Here is a 19,855-nt window from a genome sequence, read left to right on the forward strand (position 1 = left end):
TGGTTTAATTTTCTGTAAATATGTGTTCATAATTTTCCTAAAATAATTATACATAAAAATAATGCTTGTAGGACTTAAAAACATAAAATAATACTTGTAATATATTAAAATAGATTATAATTAGTGATTTTCATAAAATTTACTTGTGAACTTTGTATATGGACACATTAGTGAATTATAATCATTTAAAAACTGCATATTATACAAAATACTAGTATTATAAAAACTCATTTATGCGTAAAAAAATGTATTTTTGATATAATTATATAATAATTAAATTAGGAGAATGCATGGAAGTAGAAATTTTTAACAACAAAAACAAAAAAACACGTAGAGAATTAAGAATTGAAGTAATTTCAGTTTTATATAAATATGAATTACTAGGTGAGAAAATTAATTTAGAAGAAGTTAAAGAAGAGTTTAACTTAAATAACGAACAATTAAAAACATTAAAACGTATAGAAAATTCATATGTTTTTAGTAAAAACATATTTAATCGTTTATTAAACGAGAACTGATCATGAAATAGAATCGACCCACTTATAAGAGCTATTTTAATCAACGCTGCAAGCGAATTTAAATTAATACAACCTAAAATAGTTTTTAACGAGGCTATTGAAATTACAAAAATGTATTATCCACTTGAAGAAGGTGAACAAAACAGAGATAAAAAGAATCTTGTAAACGGAATACTAGAAAATTTTTATAAGGCTATTTTATTAATCGAAAATAAAGCGAAAAACGAACAAAACTAAGTAATGCAATGATTTTGAAATAAACTATTCATTAATTCCTGAAACAAAACAATCAATTACACTTTTTTAATTTTTAAGGAAATGGGTTTAATTGAAAAAATTGAATTAAATCAAGTTTTAAAATTCTTGAATAATAAAAAGTGAGATAACATAGAGGAATTTATTGTTAATTTTTTTAAAAAAATAACCTTTACAAAAAATCTAGATGAAGATAAAAAAATAATGATTAACAATTTTTACACATTTGTTTTTTATCACGCTTATTTTAAAAAATGAAAACTACAAAAGTTTAGTTTACTAAAAATAATTAATAAAGAAGTAGACGAAATTGAATTTAACCATCAAAAAAGACATTACTATTATAACTTTTTAGATGAATTCAAAAAAATCAAAGACTACAATAAATATTTAATAAAACTATTAAGAAAGGTTATTTAACATGAATGACGATATTAGAAAACAATTTCCTATTTTAAACAACATTACATATTTTGATAGTGCAGCACTTGTGTTAAAGCCTTCGATAGCTACAAATGCTATTACCGAATACTACACTCAAAAATCAATTTCATCACGTACAGCTGATACTCCATTAGGTAACGAAATTAATCAAACAATAATAAGTGTTAGAAATAAAGTTGCAACATTATTAGATGCAAAAGATTCTGAAATCATTTTCACAAGTGGAACAACAGAATCAATTAATCTTTTTGTTAAAATGTTTGAACAACTACTTAAAAAAGATGATGTTATTTTACTTAGCTCTTTCAACCATTCTTCAAATATAATACCTTGAATTGAAATCGGAAAACAAACAGGTGCAATAATTAAATATAGTGAAAACTTAATTGAAGACATACAAAATACATCAAATTTAAAAATAGTTTCTTTAGCACAAGAAACTAATAATTTTAACCAAGATTTTGATATAGATAAAATCTACAAATTAACAAAAGAAAAAGGTGCGTATTTATTTAATGATGCTGCACAAGCAATTTCTCACCAAAAAGTTTCCTTTTCATTTTCTGATGCTGTAGCTTTTAGTACAAATAAATTTTATGGACCAACAGGGCTTGGAGTTTTAGCAGTCAAAAGTGAATTATTAAAACAAATGAAACCAGTTAAATTTGGTGGTGGAGCTATTGATGACATCAATAAAGATTCAACTTGAACTCTTAAGAAAACTATTGCCGCTTTTGAACCTGGTACTCCTGATATTGCTGGTATGTATATGTTTAATAAATCTTTAGATTTTTTTAACGAAATAGGTTACCAAAGAACACAAGAAATATTACAAAAACTTTCAAAATATTTACATGAACAATTATCAAAATTAGACAATGTTGAAGTATTTTCAAAATCTGGAGATTATATTGCTTTAATAAACGTTAAAGGAATAAATTCACAAGATGTAGCTACCTATTTGGGTTCAAAACAAATTTATACAATATCAGGTATCTTTTGTGCACCATATTTAAGAAACATTAAAGAAGAGTACTCTTATTTAAGAATTTCTTTAGCAATTTACAATAACTTTGAGGATATTGATAAATTAATTAATGAATTAAAAAACGGGGGTGATTTTTATGCATTTTAATCCAAATCAAGCAAGAGAATTAATTATGTCTCATTATACAAAACCAAATAATAAAATGGATTTAGAAGGTGAATTTCATACATGTTTTAGTACAACATGTTCAGATAAACTTAACATTCAAACAAAATGAGAAAATGATAAATTAGTTGATGTTCATTTTAACGGACACGGTTGTGCTGTTTTTATGGCTTCTACAGATATATTCTTAGACAAAATCAAAGGTTTATCACTACCAGAAATAAAAGAACTAACACTTTTATTCGAAAAATTTGTTAACCAAGAACAAGTTACAGAAGAACAAGTGGCTTCATTAGGTGATTTATGAGTGTTTTTTAACACAAAAACACACTTAAATAGAGTAGCTTGCGCTTTATTAACACCTAAATACTTTTTAGAAAATGAACAATAAATATATTTTTCATATTGACTTTGATTCTTACTTTGTAAGTGCGATAAGGACAATAAAACCACATTTAAAAAATAAACCAGTAGCTATTGCAAGATCAGAAAAACATTCTGTTGCAGTTTCTATTAGTTACGAATTGAAAAGCTTAGGAGCAAAAACAGGTTCTAAAGTTTATGAAATTCTCGCAATTGAACCTAAAACAATTATAGAAAAACCTTATTTTAGGTTGTACCAGTATCTATCAAATAAGATTTTTAAATTTTTAAAAGCTAATTTTGCTTCAAAAATTGAAGTAGGATCTATCGATGAATGTTATATTATCCCTAAAATTGATCTAGAAAACAAAGAAAAAGCTATTAATTATGCTAGGAATATACAAAAAACCATTTTAAATAAATTTGATATTCCTATTACTATTGGGATATCAGTAAATAAATTTTATGCAAAAATGACAACTAATATTTCCAAACCTTTTGGTATAGGTTATACTGATAAAGAGAATTACAAGGATAATTTCTTTGATTTAGATATAGAAAAATTTCATGGTATCGGTTCAAAAATAGCTAACAAGTTAAGACAAATAAACATCTTAACTATCGGAGATTTAGCCAAAAAAGAAAAAAACGACTTTGAATTATTGCAAGTTTTTAAAACAACTGCTTATAAATATTTAGATAGTTTAGATATTAATAAAAACGTTGATTTCAATCTTGAGCCAGAACAAAATAAAGGTATGGGTAATGAAATTACTTTCGAATTTCAATATGATGAAATTGAAATTCTAGATAAAGTAAAAAACATAGCATTTAACCTAAGTCAGAGATTAAAAAAAGATTTTTTAATAGCTCAAAATATATCATTAGTAGCAAGAAATTATGATAAAAAATGAAAAGCATATAATAAAAATATATCACCTACTGATGATGCAAACGAAATATATAAACATTCTAAAAAATTAATCGATAAAAATGTTGCTTTAAACAATATAAAAGGCATCGGGATTAGAGTTTCTAAATTAGTAGATAAAGATAGTATTTATGAATACCATTCACTTCTAGATAACCCAAAACAAATTAATAACCAAAACGAAAAAATTGAAAGCATTATCGAACAAGTAAACAGAAAAACTAAAAGCACAAATGTTTTTAGATTATCTGAATTAAATAAAAAAGAAAAACTTAAATTTAATCATGAAGTAGATTTAATAACTCATAGTATTTTTAAGAAATAATAAGGAGAAACATGAAAATTGGAATTTATGGAGGAAGTTTTGACCCAATACATAAAGGTCATATTCAGATAGCAAAAGATGCTATAAAAGAACTTAACTTAGATAAATTATTAATTGTTCCAACATACCAGTCACCATTTAAAAATAAAAGTGGCGTTAAAACAGAAGATAAAATAAACATGATTAATTTAGTTTTAGAAGACAAAATGGAATTATGCTTATTTGAAGCAAAAAGGAACAACATTAGTTATACAATAGACACTGTCAAATATTTAAAAAATAAATATAAAGATGATGAATTATACTTAATTATAGGTTCAGATAACTTACCTAAATTAAATAAATGAAAAGATATAGATACTATTGCACAATTAACCACAATAGTTGCTGCTCGCAGGGACAAAAATATTAATAAATTGAATTTAAAAAGATATAAAGGTATTTTATTAAATAATAAATTATATGACTATTCATCAAGTGACTTCAAAAAAGGTTATTCAACTATTGAAAATGATAAAATTAGTTCATATTTAGATGAAAAAGTTATGAATTATATCCAACAAAAAGGCTTATATTTATTTGAAATAATTCATAACTCTTTATCAGCAAGAAGAGCAAAACATTCAAGTTTAACAGCAAATTTTGCAGCTGAATTAGCCAAAAAGAACGGTATTAGTGCACTAAAAGCATACAAAGCAGGAATCTTACATGATATTGCTAAAGAATGAAGTGTCGAAAATTCAAGGAATTTTATTCAAATGACAGAACCTGAACTAATAGATACACCAGATCACTTTTTACACCAAGTTTGTGGTTACTTATGAGCTAAATATATCTATGGTATAGATGATTTAGAAATTTTAGAATCAATTAAATATCATACAAGTATGAGACTAAATATGACAACTTTAGATAAAATTATTGTATTATCGGACAAAATTAATTCAATAGTACACTTTAAAGGTGTCCAAAGAATAAAAGAACTTGCAAATGAAAATTTAGATCAAGCATTAAGTGAGCTTTTAAAAATTACTTATCAATGAAACATTGATAAAGGTGTAGTTTTTGATAAAGAAACAAAAGAAATTTATCAAAAACATATAAAAGGAGAAAAATAAAAATGGAAGAACGTTTACAAAAGATACTCTCTAAAGCGGGAGTTGCTTCACGTAGAGAAGCAGAAAAATTAATTATTAAAGGAAAGGTTAAAGTTAATGGAGTAATTGCAAAACTTGGTGATAAAGCAAGTTTTAGTGATGAAATATTAGTTAACAATAAACCTATTGAAAGTGAAGAAGAAAAAGTTTATTTCATTTTAAATAAACCTCCTAAAACAGTGTCTACTTTAAAAGATAATTTTAATAGACAAAAAGTTACTGATTTAATTGATACACCTTATAAAATATTCCCAGTTGGTAGATTAGATTACGATACAACTGGGGCATTAATTTTAACTAATGATGGTGAATTAGCAAATAAATTAGCTCACCCTAAATATCAAATTTTAAGAGTGTATAGAGCTAGATTAAATGAAAAATTAACAGCTAAAGAATTAAAAAGTTTAAACGGTATTGTTAAGGTAAATAACACCAAAAGTGTCCAAGATGTTATACCAGTTGGAGAAGATAGTCCTAAGAGTTATTTTGTTGTTCTTAGCTTAGGTACATATCACCACGTTAAAAAATTATTCGAAACTGTAAATAAAATGGTTATTAACTTAAAAAGACTTGAATATGCAGGGATAACAGTTGAAAAACTACCTTTAGGTCATTATCGTCCACTTAAACTTAAAGAAATTAAAGACTTAAAAAATCTTGTAAGATTACAAGAAGAAAAATTATTAAAAAATCAAACTAAAAAAGACTAAAAAAATATTAGCATTAATTTGCTAATATTTTTATTACCCCGTAAAATCAGGGTCTGCTTTACCAGTTTCTTTTCATTTCTTGATTAATTCTTGGTATTGCTCATTATTTTCACATCTTAAAAAATCTAATTGATCTGCATCATTCGAGAAATCAAATTGAGGAGAAGTATCTGTGTTAGTGTATTTATGATATCATTCACGAACAGTTTTAATATCATCTTCAACTTCTACTTTATTAACTTTTCTTGAGTAAACTTTCATATATCTTTGGCTTAAATCAACCTTATCAGGGTCTAAATAATCACCTTTTTCATCTGATAAAAATGCAGCTAAAATAGAATAAGATTCAACATTTACACCCAATTTTTTAGACATTAAATAAGTATATAATTGTGCTTGTTTTAAGTATGAAGGATCAACTCCTTCTTTATCTCATTTTTCCCGTTTAGCTTCACCTGCTGTTTTAACCTCATAAATAACTCTGTTGATTGGGTCATAACCATCAGGTACTCCACTAAGTACGTCATCTACATTTTTAAAATAGTCATAATCATGTTCTGAAGCAACATAATTTTCAATAATTATTCCTCTTTTTTTAACTTGAGGTGAGTTTCTAAATACGTCAAAAATTTTAGGTTCCAATATTGTACCAGCATTAATATATTTTTTAGATAAAACAGGAACTTTTAATCTTGTAATATGACAAAAAGCATTAAATTCGGATTTAAATCTACCAGGAGTTAATATGTCTCCAACACTACTACCACCGATTTTTTTATAACCTTTTCACTTATCAAAAGTTTTTAATTGATTATAAAATTCGGGCAATAAAACTACAACTCTATTTTCTTCATCAATAATATAATGTTTTTTATTAAAATATTGTCTAGCCATTGTTTTTAATGAAATTCTCCACTAATAATTTCGCAACAACTTCAACACCTTTAAAGTCGGCAACTAATTCTTCGTTAATTAATGTGTTTTGAGGAACTATATAATCAAAAACTAAATTAACAAGTTTATCAAAACTTATTTCAGTTGAGTTATCGTCAACTCCAGGAATAAATTTATTAGCATCCATGAATTTTTCAATTCTAATTGAAATAACTCTTGCTAAATGTTTTTCTTTAGTAGGATCTACTATAAGTTGGATATCTTTTAAATGTTTTTTAAAGTAATCTAATTCGTTTGGAAAACGAAGGTCATCAATAATAAATAAACTGTTTTTATTTTGTTTTGCTGACTCTTCTGCAATTTGAGTAATGCGTTCAAAAACACGTCCACATCATATATTATTGTTAATGTTTCTACCAACTTCTCCCATTGCTATTCAAAGTGGTCTAACCACTTCTTTATCTTTTTTATCTCATTCAATTTCATCTAAAATTGGTTCAGTAATTTTTTTGATAGGTTCAGCAAAAGACAAGATATGAATATTGTCTTCAAATTGCTTTGTCAATAATTTTTTAAGTCCTTGACTTAAAATACCTTTACCACTCCTTCTTTTTCCGTTAATTAAAATTATTACGTGTTGTTTTGCCTTCATAATAGCATCTCCTTTGTTGTTTAATTATCTGATTTTTATATTATATAGAAATTTCACTAACTGATGTAAAAATTAAGAAATTTGCTTAAAATATTGAAATATTTCGTAAATAAAAACTCAGTAATAAATTTACAACATAAATTATTACGAGTTTTATAAAATTATTAGCTTAATTTGAATAATTTTTGTCCAGAAACAGCTGTTTTTTCTAATTCTGAAACTGTTTTAAGTCTTGAATCGCTTGTTGTAGAAATGATTAAAGTTTTATCAATGTTTTCGTTTGTGAATTTTTCTAAATCAACTACAAAAAGTGGTTTTCCAGCTTCAACTTCTTCATTAAGTGAAGCTTTACCTTCGATTCCTAAACCATCTAATTTATAACTTTCTTGACCAATTAAAATAATTAATTCAACATCACAATTTGTTTTAAAAATAAATTGTGTTTTTGAACCTGGCATACTAATTATTCTTCCGTTAAATGGAGCTACTAATTCAACTTTTGAATTACCTGCCATTTTAATTGCTAAACCATTCCCAACTAAATTATTTGAAAAAACACCATCGTTTAATGATTCTAATGAAACAACTTCACCAGATAAAGGAGCAATAACATTAATTTCACTTGGGTATGATTGTCCTTTAACTTCTTTATTTGTTGTAGTTGTAGTTGAACTTTCTTTTGAATTATCAACTATAACTGAAGCATATTTTTTAACTACTTTGTTGATTGTTTCAACAACATCACCCATTTCAACTTGAATGTGTCTTTGTTCTGTGAATAAATTAACTTTTTTTGCTCCTAATTTTTTTAATGATTCAACATCTACTAATGATGTATTTTTAATATCATATCTTAATTGAGAAACACTATTATTGAAAGATACTATATTTTTTATACCACCCATAGCATCTACTAATTCTTGAACTTCCTGTGGTGCTTGATCTAAATTATTTGATTCTAAAAGCTCAAGTCATTTGTTTGTATTTGACATATTTCCTACCTTCTTATTATAAATATTTGTTTAAGTATCACGTTTATGATATTTTACCAAAAAAATGGGCTAATTATCATATTAAATTAAATTAATTTTTTGTAATTGCTTTGATATAGACCAAAAAGTACATCAATTAATATTTACTATTGTTCTAAATAAGAACTAAAAGTAAACTAAAATTATTAAAATAATGTTGATATTTATTTTATAATTTATTTAATACTAAAAATATACTAAAATTTATTTATACTAAATTTATATTTAAGGAGAACAAATGAAAAAAAGCGTTAGTAAAAAAGAATTATCAGCTAAAATATGAAATTCTGCAGATAAATTAAGAGGTAACTTTAATCCTGAAGATTATAAAAACATTATTTTACCTTTAATTTTCTATAAATTTTTATCTCAAAAAGTTATTGACTTCATTTACACAAATGAAGGTATTAATTTTGAACAAATGGAAGAATTGGATTTAGAACACATTGATCCTAAAACAAATGAAACTAAAAAATACGGTTTCTCTAAAGAAACAATCGAAAACATTGAAGAAGTTGCAATTAGCGAATTAGGTTACTATATTCCTTATAAATACTTATTCCAAACATGAATTAAGTACCAAAATGATAAAAGTTCTCCTTACAGCTTTAATATTGAAGTTTTAAGAAAAGCAATTTTAAGTTTTGATAATAAAGTAAATCAAAGCAATGAAGAACAATTTACAGAATTATACAAAGGTTTACTAAAGATTTTTCTTTTAACATTAGATAAATCAAATGAACAAAACGATAAAAACCAAACAAAAGCCATAAGTGATTTAATGCAAACAGTTAATGAAATACCTGTAGATAACCAACATTATGATGTAATAGGTTATATTTATGAGTATTTATTAGGTAAGTTTGCTACAGGTTCAGGTAAAAAAGATGGTGAATTTTATACACCACATGAAGTATCAGTATTAATGTCAGAAATCATAGGGAACCATGTAAAAAATAAAGAAAAAATTACAATTTATGACCCTACTTCTGGTACAGGTTCATTATTACTTAATTTAGGTAAAGAATTTGAACGTATTACAAATACTAAAAATAAAATTACATACTACGCACAAGATAAAATGAATGATGCTTATGTATCAACACGTATGAATTTAATTATGAACGGTATTCAACCTTCACTTATTAAAGTTAGACAAGGTGATACATTGCTTGAAGATTGACCATTTAAGAAAAATAGTGATCCAAGTGTGAGAGAACCACAAAAAGTTGATGCGGTAGTTTCTAACCCTCCATACTCTTTAGATTGATCTCCAAACGATAATACAATTACAGATCCACGTTTTTCTTCTTATGGTGTAGCTCCTAAAAGTAAAGCTGATTTTGCTTTCTTATTACACTCTTACTACCATTTAGATAACGATGGTATTATGGCTATTGTTTTACCACACGGTGTTTTATTTAGAGGTGGTAGCGAAAAAGATATTAGAACTAAATTAGTTGAAGAGTTTGCTATAGATACAATTATTGGTCTACCTTCAAACATGTTCTTTAACACTGGTATATCAACAATAATAATGATATTAAAGAAAAACAACAATTCTAACGGTAGTGTTCAATTTATCGATGCATCAAAACTATACGCTAAATTTGATAGTCATAATAAGTTCAATGTTTCACACATTAAGAAAATAGTTCATGCTGTAAATAATAAGAGTGAAATTAACAACTTTTCTAGAGTTGTGAGTTACAAAGAAATTAAAGAAAACGACTTTAACTTAAACATTTCAAGATATATAGATAATTTTGACAAACCAGAAGAGTACGATTTATACTCAATTATTAATGGTGGTATTTCAAAACAAGAAATAGACAAATTTAGTGAATATTGAAAAGTATTTCCTAATTTAAAAGATGAATTGTTCGAAAAAAGTTTAAAACAAGAAAATTACTATAATTTTAAAAATATTCAAAACATTAGCGAAACTATTTGAAATAATGATGATATAACAGAATACTCAAATGTTTATAATTATGTTTTAAATAAAATAGACGCTTTTTTAAGAGATCATATTAAAGATATGAATAATTTCAAAAACTTTAATTCTCAAGTTTTTGAAAAAGAATTTAACGACTTCTTCTTTAGTGACCAAACTGAAATTCCTTTATTAGAAAAATATGAATTATATCAACTGCTACACAACATAATAGAATTGATTTCAAATGATATTGAAAAAATTAATTCATTTGACGATGAAATTTCTGATAATTTTATAAAAGAATATGTTGAAGACTTTAAAGAAGCGGAATTAGAAATTGAAAATAATAAAAAGTCAAAGAAAAACAAAGAATTAAAAGAGTGAGACGTTCAATTAGTTGATTACCAAACAATAGCAAACATCTATTTTAAAGACCAAAAAGAAAAAGCTACAAAATTACAAGAAACTTTAAACTCATTAAAAAATAAAATAACTGAATTAAATAATGAGTTAAAAAATGAAGAAGACGATTTAGAAACAGAAAATGAATCAAAAGAAGAAATAAAAGAAGAGCTTAAAAATGCTAAAAATAGCGAAAAAGAAGCTAAACAACAATTAAAAGAGTTAAACGAATTTCTCATAACTCAAACATGAGAAAAACTATTATCATTATCAAACAACGAATTAATGGAAACATTATTTATCAAATGAACACAAGATTCATTTGATAAGATTAAAAATAAATTAAATGAAATAGTTGATGAATTTATTTCTAAATTAAATACCTTAAATGAAAAATATGGCGAAACATTAGAAGATATAAATAAATCAATTAAAAAATCAGAAACAGAATTAGCTTCACTTCTAAAAGAATTAAGTGGTAACGAAGCCGATAATGTCGCTCTAAAAGAATTTATAGAAATACTTGAAGGAAAATAAATATAAATAAATATTATTATCATTTTTTCCAAAAATTAAATTATTCTTTATAATTGTGCTATCAAATCAAATATAAAATTTGAAATATTAGGAGAATAAAATGAAATTAAAAAACAAAATGTTCTTATTGACTGGAGTTTTATCATCAATTATTTTACCAATAGCAACAATTTCATGTTCAAATGATAATAACTCTACAAAGACACAAACCCAAAAAAACAAATCAACTATAACAACTGAAACAACTACAGAAGTTAACACACCGGCTACAGATATTAACGCTAAAACAAATGTTGAAACCGATACATCGAAAGAAGAAAATAAATCTAATAGTATTGATGAAATACTAGAAAAATATAAAGCTGAAAAAAATAAAGTAAGCTTAACAAAAACAACATTTGATCCTGTTGAATTCGAATTAAATTCTAACGTAGAAGCATTTTTTGAAAATTTACCGGGTGATCACATAAAAATAGTAGATTCATCAGTAAAAATGACAAAAACTAAAACACATTTTACAATTAGTTATGATATTCAATACACAAAAAATGAAGCTACACAAACAGAAAAGATTACAGTAGAAGTTCCTATTACGGTTACAGCAACTAATTATAAGTATAATAAAGCAATTGATTTTTACAAAAATATAGAAAAACATGTAACAACCAAAAAAGAAAGTTATAATAATGTACAATCAATTACAAACGATGAAATAATAACTAAAGATTTACCAACTGATATAACTATTAAAAATATTAATGTTACACCTAATGTTGAAGGTGATTATGTAGTTATTAATTTCGAATTAGATTTAAAACTTTCTAACACAGAAACTAAAACATACCAAATGTCTTACGCATTAAAAAGACCTTAAATGCCACATTATGAAACAATAATTAATTATTAAAAAATAACAAGTAATAACAATAAATACTTGTTATTTTTAATTCAAAAAAGCTTTAAAATAAATGGATTTATTGTTTTGCTTTTTATAAAAATCTAATATAATTAAAAAGCAATACGTAAAGACAGTAACTGTGAAAACTTAAATATGTTACCTAATGTATATTAACTTACTATTTGTTCCCGTATTGCAATAATTAATTTTGAAAGGGGGCATAAATGTCAGAATCAAAATTTAAAACAGCTAAAAGAGAAGTTGTTGCTGAAATCGTTGAGAAAATTCAAAGTACACAATCAATCGTATTCGCTGAATACCGTGGACTTACAGTTGCAGAATTAGAATCATTAAGAAACGAAGCTGCTAAAGTTGGAGTAGAAATTAAAGTATACAAAAACCGTTTATTTAAAATAGCTGCTGATAAAGTTGGTTTAAGTGAATTATCTCAATACTTACTTGGACCTAACATTTTCGCATTTTCAGAAGATCCTATGGCTGCTGCTAAATTATTTGTAGCTTTCGCTAAGAAACACAAATTATTTGTAATTAAAGCAGGAACACACGAAGGCAATGTTGTTAACGCCGATGGTGTTAAAGTTGTTGCTACTCTTCCAACATACGAAGAAGCTCTTGCAATCCTTGCACGTTCAATGATGCAACCATTACAACAACTTGGATTATCACTTAAAATGTATAGTGAAAAATCAGAATAATATAATAATATAATTTATTAATCGAAAGGAAAAATATTATGGCAAAATTAACAAAAGAAACATTTATCGAATCATTAAAAGAAATGTCAATTAAAGAAGTTATGGAACTTGTTGAAGCAATGAAAGAAGAATTCGGAATCGACCCTATGGCTGCTATGGCAGTTGCTGCTGCTCCAGCAGAAGGTGCTGCTGAAGAAAAATCAAGCGTAAAAGTTGTTTTAAAAGCAGATAACGGTAAAAAAATTCCAGTTATTAAAGCAGTTCAAGCAGTTCTTGGATTAACATTAATGGAAGCAAAAAAAGTTGTTGACAACTTACCAGCTGTTATTAAAGAAAACATTAGTGCAGACGAAGCAGAACCAATCCGTGCATCTTTAGCTGAAGCGGGTGCTGAAGTTTCAGTTGAATAATTAAATTTGATAAATACAATATAACTCAAAAACGAGTTATATTTTTTTATACTTTTATACCTCAAATTAAGACATAAAAAAATAATTGCATAAACTTAAAACTGATAATTTATATTTAGATATAGATCGATTTATATGAGCAGATTCAGAATTTTTAACAGCTGCATCCATTATAGATTTAGATTTTTATTCTAAGGAACCTTATTTGTATTTAGTTGAAGATATAAAAGATCTTTTCAGTAAAATCTTGCCTTATAATAATGAAAAATTAAATTAATTAAATTCATATGGGAGTAGTATTTTTTCATATTTTAAGCAAAATAATATTGTTTTATATTTTCTTAAAATATGTCATAATTAAAGTATATTTGAGAGGGAGAAGCATGAAACTAGAACAAATTAATTTTTATAAAAAAATAGGTTTAGTTAAGACTAAAAATCAGTTAAATGATAAAGAATTATTAAAAGTTGGTACAAGTATATTTGAAGATAATACAAGATATCTTGTAATTACAGATGATTTATACCTTGATTACGATATATTTTTGCTAGAAAGCCGTGAATATTTAACAGTGGCTGAATATTCTTTTGATCCTCAAGATATACATAATTTATTGATAACTATCGAAAATTCTTTAAAAGAACAAACAAGTGGAGAAACATCATCTAAAAATGATGAAATAAAACCTAAAAAACAAGTTATACTAGAGAAAAAAATACAAGGTTTTAATATTAATGACTTTATAATTAAGTTTTGAAATTTAGTTAAACCAAATACATTCCAATCAGATAAAACACTTCCGTTTGACAAGAAGGGTTATAAAAAACTTTTAAAATTACTTGGAAATGAAGATAAATATCAAGTTATCAATAATAAATATTACTTAATTTCAGATCAAGAAATCGAAACTTTAAAACTTCATTTGGATGACTTAAAATTCTTTTTAGATGATGAATATCAAGTGCCTGAATTTGATTTTAGATATTCGTTAGAAGATATTTTAGAAATTAAAAATAGAATTTTTTATTATAGAATTTTAGATGCACAAACAGCAGATTATGACGCTTGACAATGAGGTTTAGTCGATGATAAAGTTATGCAAGAATTCGATGGTGTAATTAATGGAATTCATTTTAATGACGAATCTACATTCGTGTATGTAAGATGGTTTTTAGAATTATTTAATCACAAATTTAAATGTGATGCCAATTCAGATTTAGTTGAAGATTTAAAAAATGTTTATAATAACATTAAATATTCTACATTAAAAAAAGAGCATCTTAGTTCTATACTTGAATTTGATTCATTAGATGCAATTAAAATTAATTTAGATATTTTACCTGAAGGTAAAATTTTACAAGAAGGATTTAAAAATAATAAATATTTACATTTAAAAGTTACCTTAAAATAAAATGTTTCATTTTACAACTTATACCTCCAATCCAGAATGGATTTGGGGTTTTTAAATACTAAAATATAGATTATGTTTTACATTAAATTTAGTCAAACCTTATAAAGTAGGTCTTAATGTTATATATTTATAAAATTAATATAATGTAAGCTAAAAAGTTTGATAAAATGTATAACTTTCCATCCTTAAATTAAGCTATAAAAAATAACTGCATATGCAGTTAAACTTATTTATATTCAATTAAATTTGGGTTTGGGTGATATTGTCTTCCTTCTTTAGCTTGGTGCTCACCATTTAAAATGGTTGCATCGGCTGAGAATGAGTTGTTCAATTTAAAGATTGATTGACCTACACCATAATAATCAACAGGAACATTTAATTGCTCAAATTCAGTAATTTTAGCTTCATTAAACCCTGAAGACACAACTATTTTATAATTAGTTGCTCCAACTTGATCTAGTGCTTTTCTTAGATTAATAATTTGAGTCGGATTAACACCATAATGTGGTTCTTGGTTATCAAACATATGATCAACCATATTTTGTGAAGTATCAATTCTAACACCTCAAACTTTATCACCAAAAGCTTCTCATATTCTCAATGAATCTTTAATAATATCATTGTGATAGTCTACTAGAGAAATAATTTTAGTATCTGGATAATGTTTAATAAACGCTTTAGTAGCTTCAACAACATCACCATTAAATCCTTGGATTAAAACGTGCGGCATACTTCCGAAAACACTAAAACCTTCTTGTTTACATCATTCTTTTTGGGCTAATGTTGACACAATTGTGATTCCACCTGTTTTAATTGCTCTACCATCTATTTCCTGATTTATATAATGATCAGCTCTATCACCCATAAAAATAACTTCTTTGTTTCTAGCAGCTTTTTTTACTTTGTATCCATTTGTAGCGATTGATGTATTTCTAGATAAAATACCATCAATAACACCTTCTCAAATACCAAAATCTTGGTAGTGCCCTTCTAATTCTAAAACAACATCTAAATTATTAATTTTAGAACCTTCTGGAAGGTATTTTATTTTATATTTTGAAATATCTGTATTATTTTTTAAAAATTCTAAAACTTCATCTATACCAGCAAGAATTGAATCGTCTTTTCTTTGGAAAAACTGCATAATAATAGTATTATTAGGTCTTTCGTTAGCTAATATATGTGCAGTTTTATGAAAATAACTAGCAATATATTTTTCATTTTTATTCATTTTTTATCCTTTTCTAAAAATTAGTTACCTAGGTAACTATTTTTTGTTTTCTTCCTTAGTTTGTTTTTTTATACCTTTATATGATGTAGGTGATACAAACCAAACTTTTGGTAAATTATTTTCATGTGGTTGTCTAATTCTAAGCACTCTACGTAATATAAATCCAATTATTGGTGATGTTAGAAATGAAAAGCAAACAATTAAAATAATATTAATAACTTTAAAGTAAACGTTACTTCCTCTATATCCTAATGGGTGTTGGAATGATATTATAGAATAAATTGCTATACCACGGTCAATTTCTCTATTAAATTCTTTTGGAATATCATTAGGTAAATTAGTTTCAAATAAAGGAGGTAATTTTTGAAAATTATTGAAATTGTTATATTTGTATGAAACAAAATAAATTGTACTTGCAAATATAAGATATAAAACAGGAAAGACAAAAGTTGCTCATATTGTTTTATTGCTTATTTTAATTTTTTTACGTTGTCATATTAATGTAGATAATCCAATTGCAGGTCCAATAACATGTCAGATTATAGTTCTATAAATGTCATTTCAACTCATGTATCCTAAAATAGTAGAATCGGTTATTGTTCCTGATCAAAATACAATAACAACTATAATGATGTAAATCATACTTGAAAAATATATTTTATGTGCAATTAATGATTTATGATAGAAAGGAAGCAATAAAATAGAAACCGCCATTAAAACATTACACATGAATGTAAATCAATGGGTACTTCCACCTCATAAATCATTAACAGCATTTGGTAATATATTTTCATATATTATCCTCTGTTTTTGAAAATCTTTTTCGCTAGCTGCTAATTTGTTAATTTCTCTAATAATTGAAGGGTTTTTGTGATAAAAATCTCAAACGTCTTTTGTTCTATCATTTCATTCTCACACTACTGCACCAATATATAAAACTATTAATAATATACCTATAACAAAAGTTAAAATATTTTTGTTTCTTTGACTTAAATGAAATTTAACTTTTTTACTCATAGGTACTCCTTAAATTTATTAGTTTTATAATAGTGCAGAAAGTATTATCGAAATAACTACAATAATAAATAAAACTCCTGCTAAAAGTATATATTTAGATACTTTTTTTATGTTATATTCTTTTTTTATTTTTAAAAAAGCAAGGTAGTTGATTCTTAAGTCCTCGCTTTTGATGATATTATGATAAAGTTGATTTCTCAAGTTAGATAACATAGTTAAATACTTCTGATCACTTTTGTTTTTCTTCCTTCTTTTTTCAACTTTTTTAATTTCGCTATCAATATCATTAATAAATCTATTTCTAAGAATAGCAAAATTAATATCTATATTTTGATTTTTTTTCATATATCTATATTAGTATAAGGATAATAAGCTAATTTGAATATTTTTAGGAGTGATATTAATTAACTTTTTAACGCTAGTTTCAATGCTTTTGGTTAATTCTTTTATAATAACATTAACTTTTTTATTACTATTTAATTTAACTTTGACATCTAAGAAAATATAACAATTATTTCTTTTTGAATCAATACTAATTCTAGGTCTATTAACTAATTTAATTTGTTTGTTATTAGCAAAACACAATTTTATAGAATCTAAAATTGCACTTTCTTGAACAACATAGACTTGATCAGAATGATATGAAACATTAATTCAGCTCATTATTTATTACTTTTTCCAGCGTATTTACCGGTTTCAGTAGAAATAATTATTTGGTCACCTTCTTTAATAAACATAGGTGTTTCAAGTTCAAAACCAGTTTCTACAATAACTTTCTTTTGTGGGTTTGTTGTTGTGTTACCTTTAACAGCATCTGGAGCTGAAGTAACCTCTAAAACGATATTTGCAGGTAGTTCAATATCTAAAACTTCTTCTTCGAATTTTCTAACTAAAACTTCTGAACCTTCTTTTAAGAAGTTTAATTCTCATTCAACTAATTTTGTTGATATTTCAATTTGTTCAAATGTTTCACCGTCCATTAAAATAATGTTTTCACCGTCTGAATATAAGAAACTCATTTTTCTTTTATCGATATGAGCTTTTTTAACTTTATCTCCACCTGTGAATGATTTAATAGTTGTTGAACCACTTCTTAAATTTTTAACTTTAGCTTTTACGTTTGCTTGCCCACGACCTTGTTTTGAGTGTTGTGCCTCTAAAACAATATAAATTTCTCCATCTAACTGGAATGTAATACCTGGTTTAAATTCATTAACATTTACCATATTTGCTCCTTAATTTATAATTAATATATTAATTATACTTATTTTTTCTTTTTTCGGTTCCATTTTTCTACTTTTTTTATATATTAGACGGAGGAAAAATGAAAAATAAAAAGATGTATAAAATACAATTGTTTAAACTTTACAAAATTAAGGACAGACTAAAACATTCTATTGAAGAATATAACAAAGATAAAGTAGAATATTTACTACCAATAATGCGAGTTGATAATGATTTATTATTAGGTAAAGTTGTATTTAATTACAACAAAAATGATCAACAAAATTACATTGAATTATATGATCACAACTCCCTATGAGAAATGTCGATTCTGTTTGATAATTTTTATCGAATGAATGCAACGTTTTTCGAGTTCCTTTCAGAACTTGACGAACAATTTAAGGATGTAAGAGTTAGCGAAATCAATGAACTTGCAATTTTAGATAAAGTTAAATTCTACTTTACTCAAGATAATAGTTTTACAAAGTTAACATACATATATCCTCAAAAAAAGGAAGCAAATAAAAATTTATATAATTCACAGTAATTTATGAGCGATTTTCGCATATTCTATAAAAAAAATTTATATAATTTTTACAAACTGTTTTTGTGCTAAAATAAATTAATGAAAATAGAAAACAACAACATTAAAGAATATTGAAGTGCCTTCTGAAAAAATTCTTTTTCTACTATAATAACACTATTATTGTTTATTTTAGGGTTAATAAATATCTTCGGAAACCTTGGAGCACATACATTTTTTGGTTTAAAGGAAAGTAATGAATTAAATTTAATTATCTGACCAATATTTGCAATATTTTTATCACTTACTTTAAACACAACTTATAAGGAGTACATACTTTTTTCTAAAATAGATACTAATAACAAATATTTACAAAATTATAAATATTTAGTTATAGGTAATATTTTAACAACACCAATAAGATTTATAATCTTAGCAGGATTAGTTTATGAAGATCAATTGTTTTTCATAGATCATAAACTAGCAAAAAAACGTAGAAATGGTTCATTTACAGTTAAAGAAATAAGCCTAGCCGGTATATTTTTAGGGCTATTTATTATTTTAACAACTATAACACACTACACTATCGCAAGAACAATTAGTTTTAGCTTTGAATATGTCTTTTATATCATATTCGCATTCTTTTTCGGTAAATATAAAGGTTCTCTTTTATCATTTATTGCTGATTTTTTTGGTTTACTAATTTCAGGGAAAATAGGATTTTATCACTGAGTCTACGCAATAGTACCAATAATTTCAACTTTTACAATATCGATTTTTATTGATATGTTTAAAAAGAACAAAAAATTATCTTATATTTTTATGGATATATTTTTAGTATTAACATTCGCAGCATTAATATGAGTATTTATATACAAAACCGGAGATCCTAGAGTTGCGAAAAAAGGATACAGAATTTCAGAATTCTTAGGACTATCTTACTTATCTTTTGGAACTATGATTGGTTTATCTGTGCTTTCAGGCATCCTTATATTATCATTTAATATTATGGTTATATGAGCACTCTTAAACTAAAAAAGAAAAATTAAAAATTAAATTAAATTACATGATACTTTTTTACTTTTTAATTGTTTCTTTAATAGTTATATCTCG

At 25.2% G+C, this 19,855-nt stretch carries 22 protein-coding genes; 14 read left to right on the top strand and 8 right to left on the bottom strand.

Annotation, left to right across the window (positions count from 1 at the left end; genetic code table 4):
* Positions 1–290: 290 nt before the first annotated feature.
* The 7 genes from HTZ87_RS01740 (at position 291) to HTZ87_RS01770 (ending at position 5,856) form a co-directional block, all read left to right on the top strand.
* A complete protein-coding gene (locus HTZ87_RS01740; protein WP_174892848.1) occupies positions 291–755 on the top strand; it encodes a transcription antitermination factor NusB in 465 nt (154 codons plus the stop codon).
* 81 nt (positions 756–836) lie between these two features.
* A complete protein-coding gene (locus tag HTZ87_RS01745) occupies positions 837–1,193 on the top strand; it encodes a hypothetical protein (protein ID WP_174892849.1) in 357 nt (118 codons plus the stop codon).
* A 1-nt stretch (position 1,194) separates the two neighbouring features.
* On the top strand, positions 1,195–2,352 hold the full coding sequence (locus HTZ87_RS01750) for an aminotransferase class V-fold PLP-dependent enzyme (RefSeq protein ID WP_174892850.1): 1,158 nt from the start codon (positions 1,195–1,197) through the stop codon (positions 2,350–2,352).
* Positions 2,342–2,761 carry an iron-sulfur cluster assembly scaffold protein gene (locus HTZ87_RS01755; protein WP_174892851.1) on the top strand — a complete coding sequence of 140 codons (420 nt, stop codon included), beginning with the start codon at positions 2,342–2,344 and terminating at the stop codon, positions 2,759–2,761. Before HTZ87_RS01750 ends, HTZ87_RS01755 begins: the two co-directional genes overlap by 11 nt.
* Positions 2,751–3,989, top strand: a complete 1,239-nt coding sequence (locus HTZ87_RS01760) for a DNA polymerase IV (protein WP_174892852.1) — start codon at positions 2,751–2,753, stop codon at positions 3,987–3,989. Before HTZ87_RS01755 ends, HTZ87_RS01760 begins: the two co-directional genes overlap by 11 nt.
* Positions 3,990–4,000: 11 nt before the next feature.
* Complete coding sequence (locus tag HTZ87_RS01765) at positions 4,001–5,107, top strand: nicotinate-nucleotide adenylyltransferase (protein ID WP_174892853.1); 1,107 nt, start codon at positions 4,001–4,003, stop codon at positions 5,105–5,107.
* Between the two features lie 2 nt (positions 5,108–5,109).
* Positions 5,110–5,856 (top strand): pseudouridine synthase, encoded by a 747-nt coding sequence (locus HTZ87_RS01770; protein WP_174892854.1) that lies wholly within the window; start codon positions 5,110–5,112, stop codon positions 5,854–5,856.
* A gap of 33 nt (positions 5,857–5,889) precedes the next feature.
* Here HTZ87_RS01770 and HTZ87_RS01775 read toward each other — a convergent pair whose 3' ends face one another.
* The 3 genes from HTZ87_RS01775 to HTZ87_RS01785 all read right to left on the bottom strand — a co-directional run bounded on the left by HTZ87_RS01775 (position 5,890) and on the right by HTZ87_RS01785 (position 8,394).
* Positions 5,890–6,750: an MAGa7180 family putative nuclease gene (locus HTZ87_RS01775; protein WP_371813972.1), complete on the bottom strand. Its 861-nt coding sequence runs from the start codon at positions 6,748–6,750 to the stop codon at positions 5,890–5,892.
* Entirely contained in the window at positions 6,743–7,402 is a 660-nt protein-coding gene (locus HTZ87_RS01780) for a hypothetical protein (protein ID WP_174892855.1), read from the bottom strand. Before HTZ87_RS01780 ends, HTZ87_RS01775 begins: the two co-directional genes overlap by 8 nt.
* 164 nt (positions 7,403–7,566) lie before the next feature.
* Entirely contained in the window at positions 7,567–8,394 is an 828-nt protein-coding gene (locus tag HTZ87_RS01785) for a PTS glucose transporter subunit IIA (protein ID WP_174892856.1), read from the bottom strand.
* 277 nt (positions 8,395–8,671) lie between these two features.
* Between HTZ87_RS01785 and HTZ87_RS01790 the strand changes: the two genes are divergently transcribed.
* The 5 genes from HTZ87_RS01790 to HTZ87_RS01810 all read left to right on the top strand — a co-directional run bounded on the left by HTZ87_RS01790 (position 8,672) and on the right by HTZ87_RS01810 (position 14,747).
* Positions 8,672–11,311: a type I restriction-modification system subunit M gene (locus HTZ87_RS01790; RefSeq protein WP_174892857.1), complete on the top strand. Its 2,640-nt coding sequence runs from the start codon at positions 8,672–8,674 to the stop codon at positions 11,309–11,311.
* 100 nt (positions 11,312–11,411) lie between these two features.
* Positions 11,412–12,185, top strand: coding sequence for a hypothetical protein (locus HTZ87_RS01795; RefSeq protein ID WP_174892858.1), 774 nt, complete (start codon positions 11,412–11,414; stop codon positions 12,183–12,185).
* A gap of 248 nt (positions 12,186–12,433) precedes the next feature.
* On the top strand, positions 12,434–12,925 hold the full coding sequence (gene rplJ, locus HTZ87_RS01800) for a 50S ribosomal protein L10 (protein WP_174892859.1): 492 nt from the start codon (positions 12,434–12,436) through the stop codon (positions 12,923–12,925).
* 38 nt (positions 12,926–12,963) lie between these two features.
* Positions 12,964–13,335, top strand: a complete 372-nt coding sequence (rplL, locus tag HTZ87_RS01805) for a 50S ribosomal protein L7/L12 (protein ID WP_174892860.1) — start codon at positions 12,964–12,966, stop codon at positions 13,333–13,335.
* 383 nt (positions 13,336–13,718) lie between these two features.
* Positions 13,719–14,747, top strand: a complete 1,029-nt coding sequence (locus tag HTZ87_RS01810) for a hypothetical protein (RefSeq protein WP_174892861.1) — start codon at positions 13,719–13,721, stop codon at positions 14,745–14,747.
* Positions 14,748–14,973: 226 nt separating this feature from the next.
* On the opposite strand, the gene HTZ87_RS01815 is transcribed toward HTZ87_RS01810, so the two are convergent.
* From HTZ87_RS01815 to efp, 5 genes are read right to left on the bottom strand one after another with little or no spacing between them, the layout of a single operon-like run.
* Positions 14,974–15,978 carry a nicotinate phosphoribosyltransferase gene (locus HTZ87_RS01815; RefSeq protein ID WP_174892862.1) on the bottom strand — a complete coding sequence of 335 codons (1,005 nt, stop codon included), beginning with the start codon at positions 15,976–15,978 and terminating at the stop codon, positions 14,974–14,976.
* A 36-nt stretch (positions 15,979–16,014) separates the two neighbouring features.
* Positions 16,015–16,995 (bottom strand): MAGa3780 family membrane protein, encoded by a 981-nt coding sequence (locus HTZ87_RS01820; RefSeq protein WP_174892863.1) that lies wholly within the window; start codon positions 16,993–16,995, stop codon positions 16,015–16,017.
* Between the two features lie 24 nt (positions 16,996–17,019).
* Positions 17,020–17,340, bottom strand: a complete 321-nt coding sequence (locus HTZ87_RS01825) for a hypothetical protein (protein WP_174892864.1) — start codon at positions 17,338–17,340, stop codon at positions 17,020–17,022.
* 9 nt (positions 17,341–17,349) lie between these two features.
* Entirely contained in the window at positions 17,350–17,658 is a 309-nt protein-coding gene (locus HTZ87_RS01830; protein WP_174892865.1) for an MMB_0454 family protein, read from the bottom strand.
* Complete coding sequence (gene efp, locus HTZ87_RS01835) at positions 17,658–18,221, bottom strand: elongation factor P (protein WP_174892866.1); 564 nt, start codon at positions 18,219–18,221, stop codon at positions 17,658–17,660. Before efp ends, HTZ87_RS01830 begins: the two co-directional genes overlap by 1 nt.
* A gap of 98 nt (positions 18,222–18,319) precedes the next feature.
* Here efp and HTZ87_RS01840 point away from each other — a divergent pair, with 98 nt between their 5' ends.
* Positions 18,320–18,766 (top strand): hypothetical protein, encoded by a 447-nt coding sequence (locus HTZ87_RS01840; RefSeq protein ID WP_174892867.1) that lies wholly within the window; start codon positions 18,320–18,322, stop codon positions 18,764–18,766.
* Between the two features lie 78 nt (positions 18,767–18,844).
* The gene (locus tag HTZ87_RS01845) at positions 18,845–19,777 is read left to right on the top strand and encodes a hypothetical protein (protein ID WP_174892868.1); all 933 of its coding nucleotides are present in this window, start codon (positions 18,845–18,847) and stop codon (positions 19,775–19,777) included.
* Positions 19,778–19,855: the final 78 nt, after the last annotated feature.

The sequence above is a fragment of the Mycoplasma sp. OR1901 genome, assembly GCF_013348745.1.
In the GTDB taxonomy this organism is placed as follows: Bacteria; Bacillota_I; Bacilli_A; order Mycoplasmatales; family Metamycoplasmataceae; genus Mycoplasmopsis.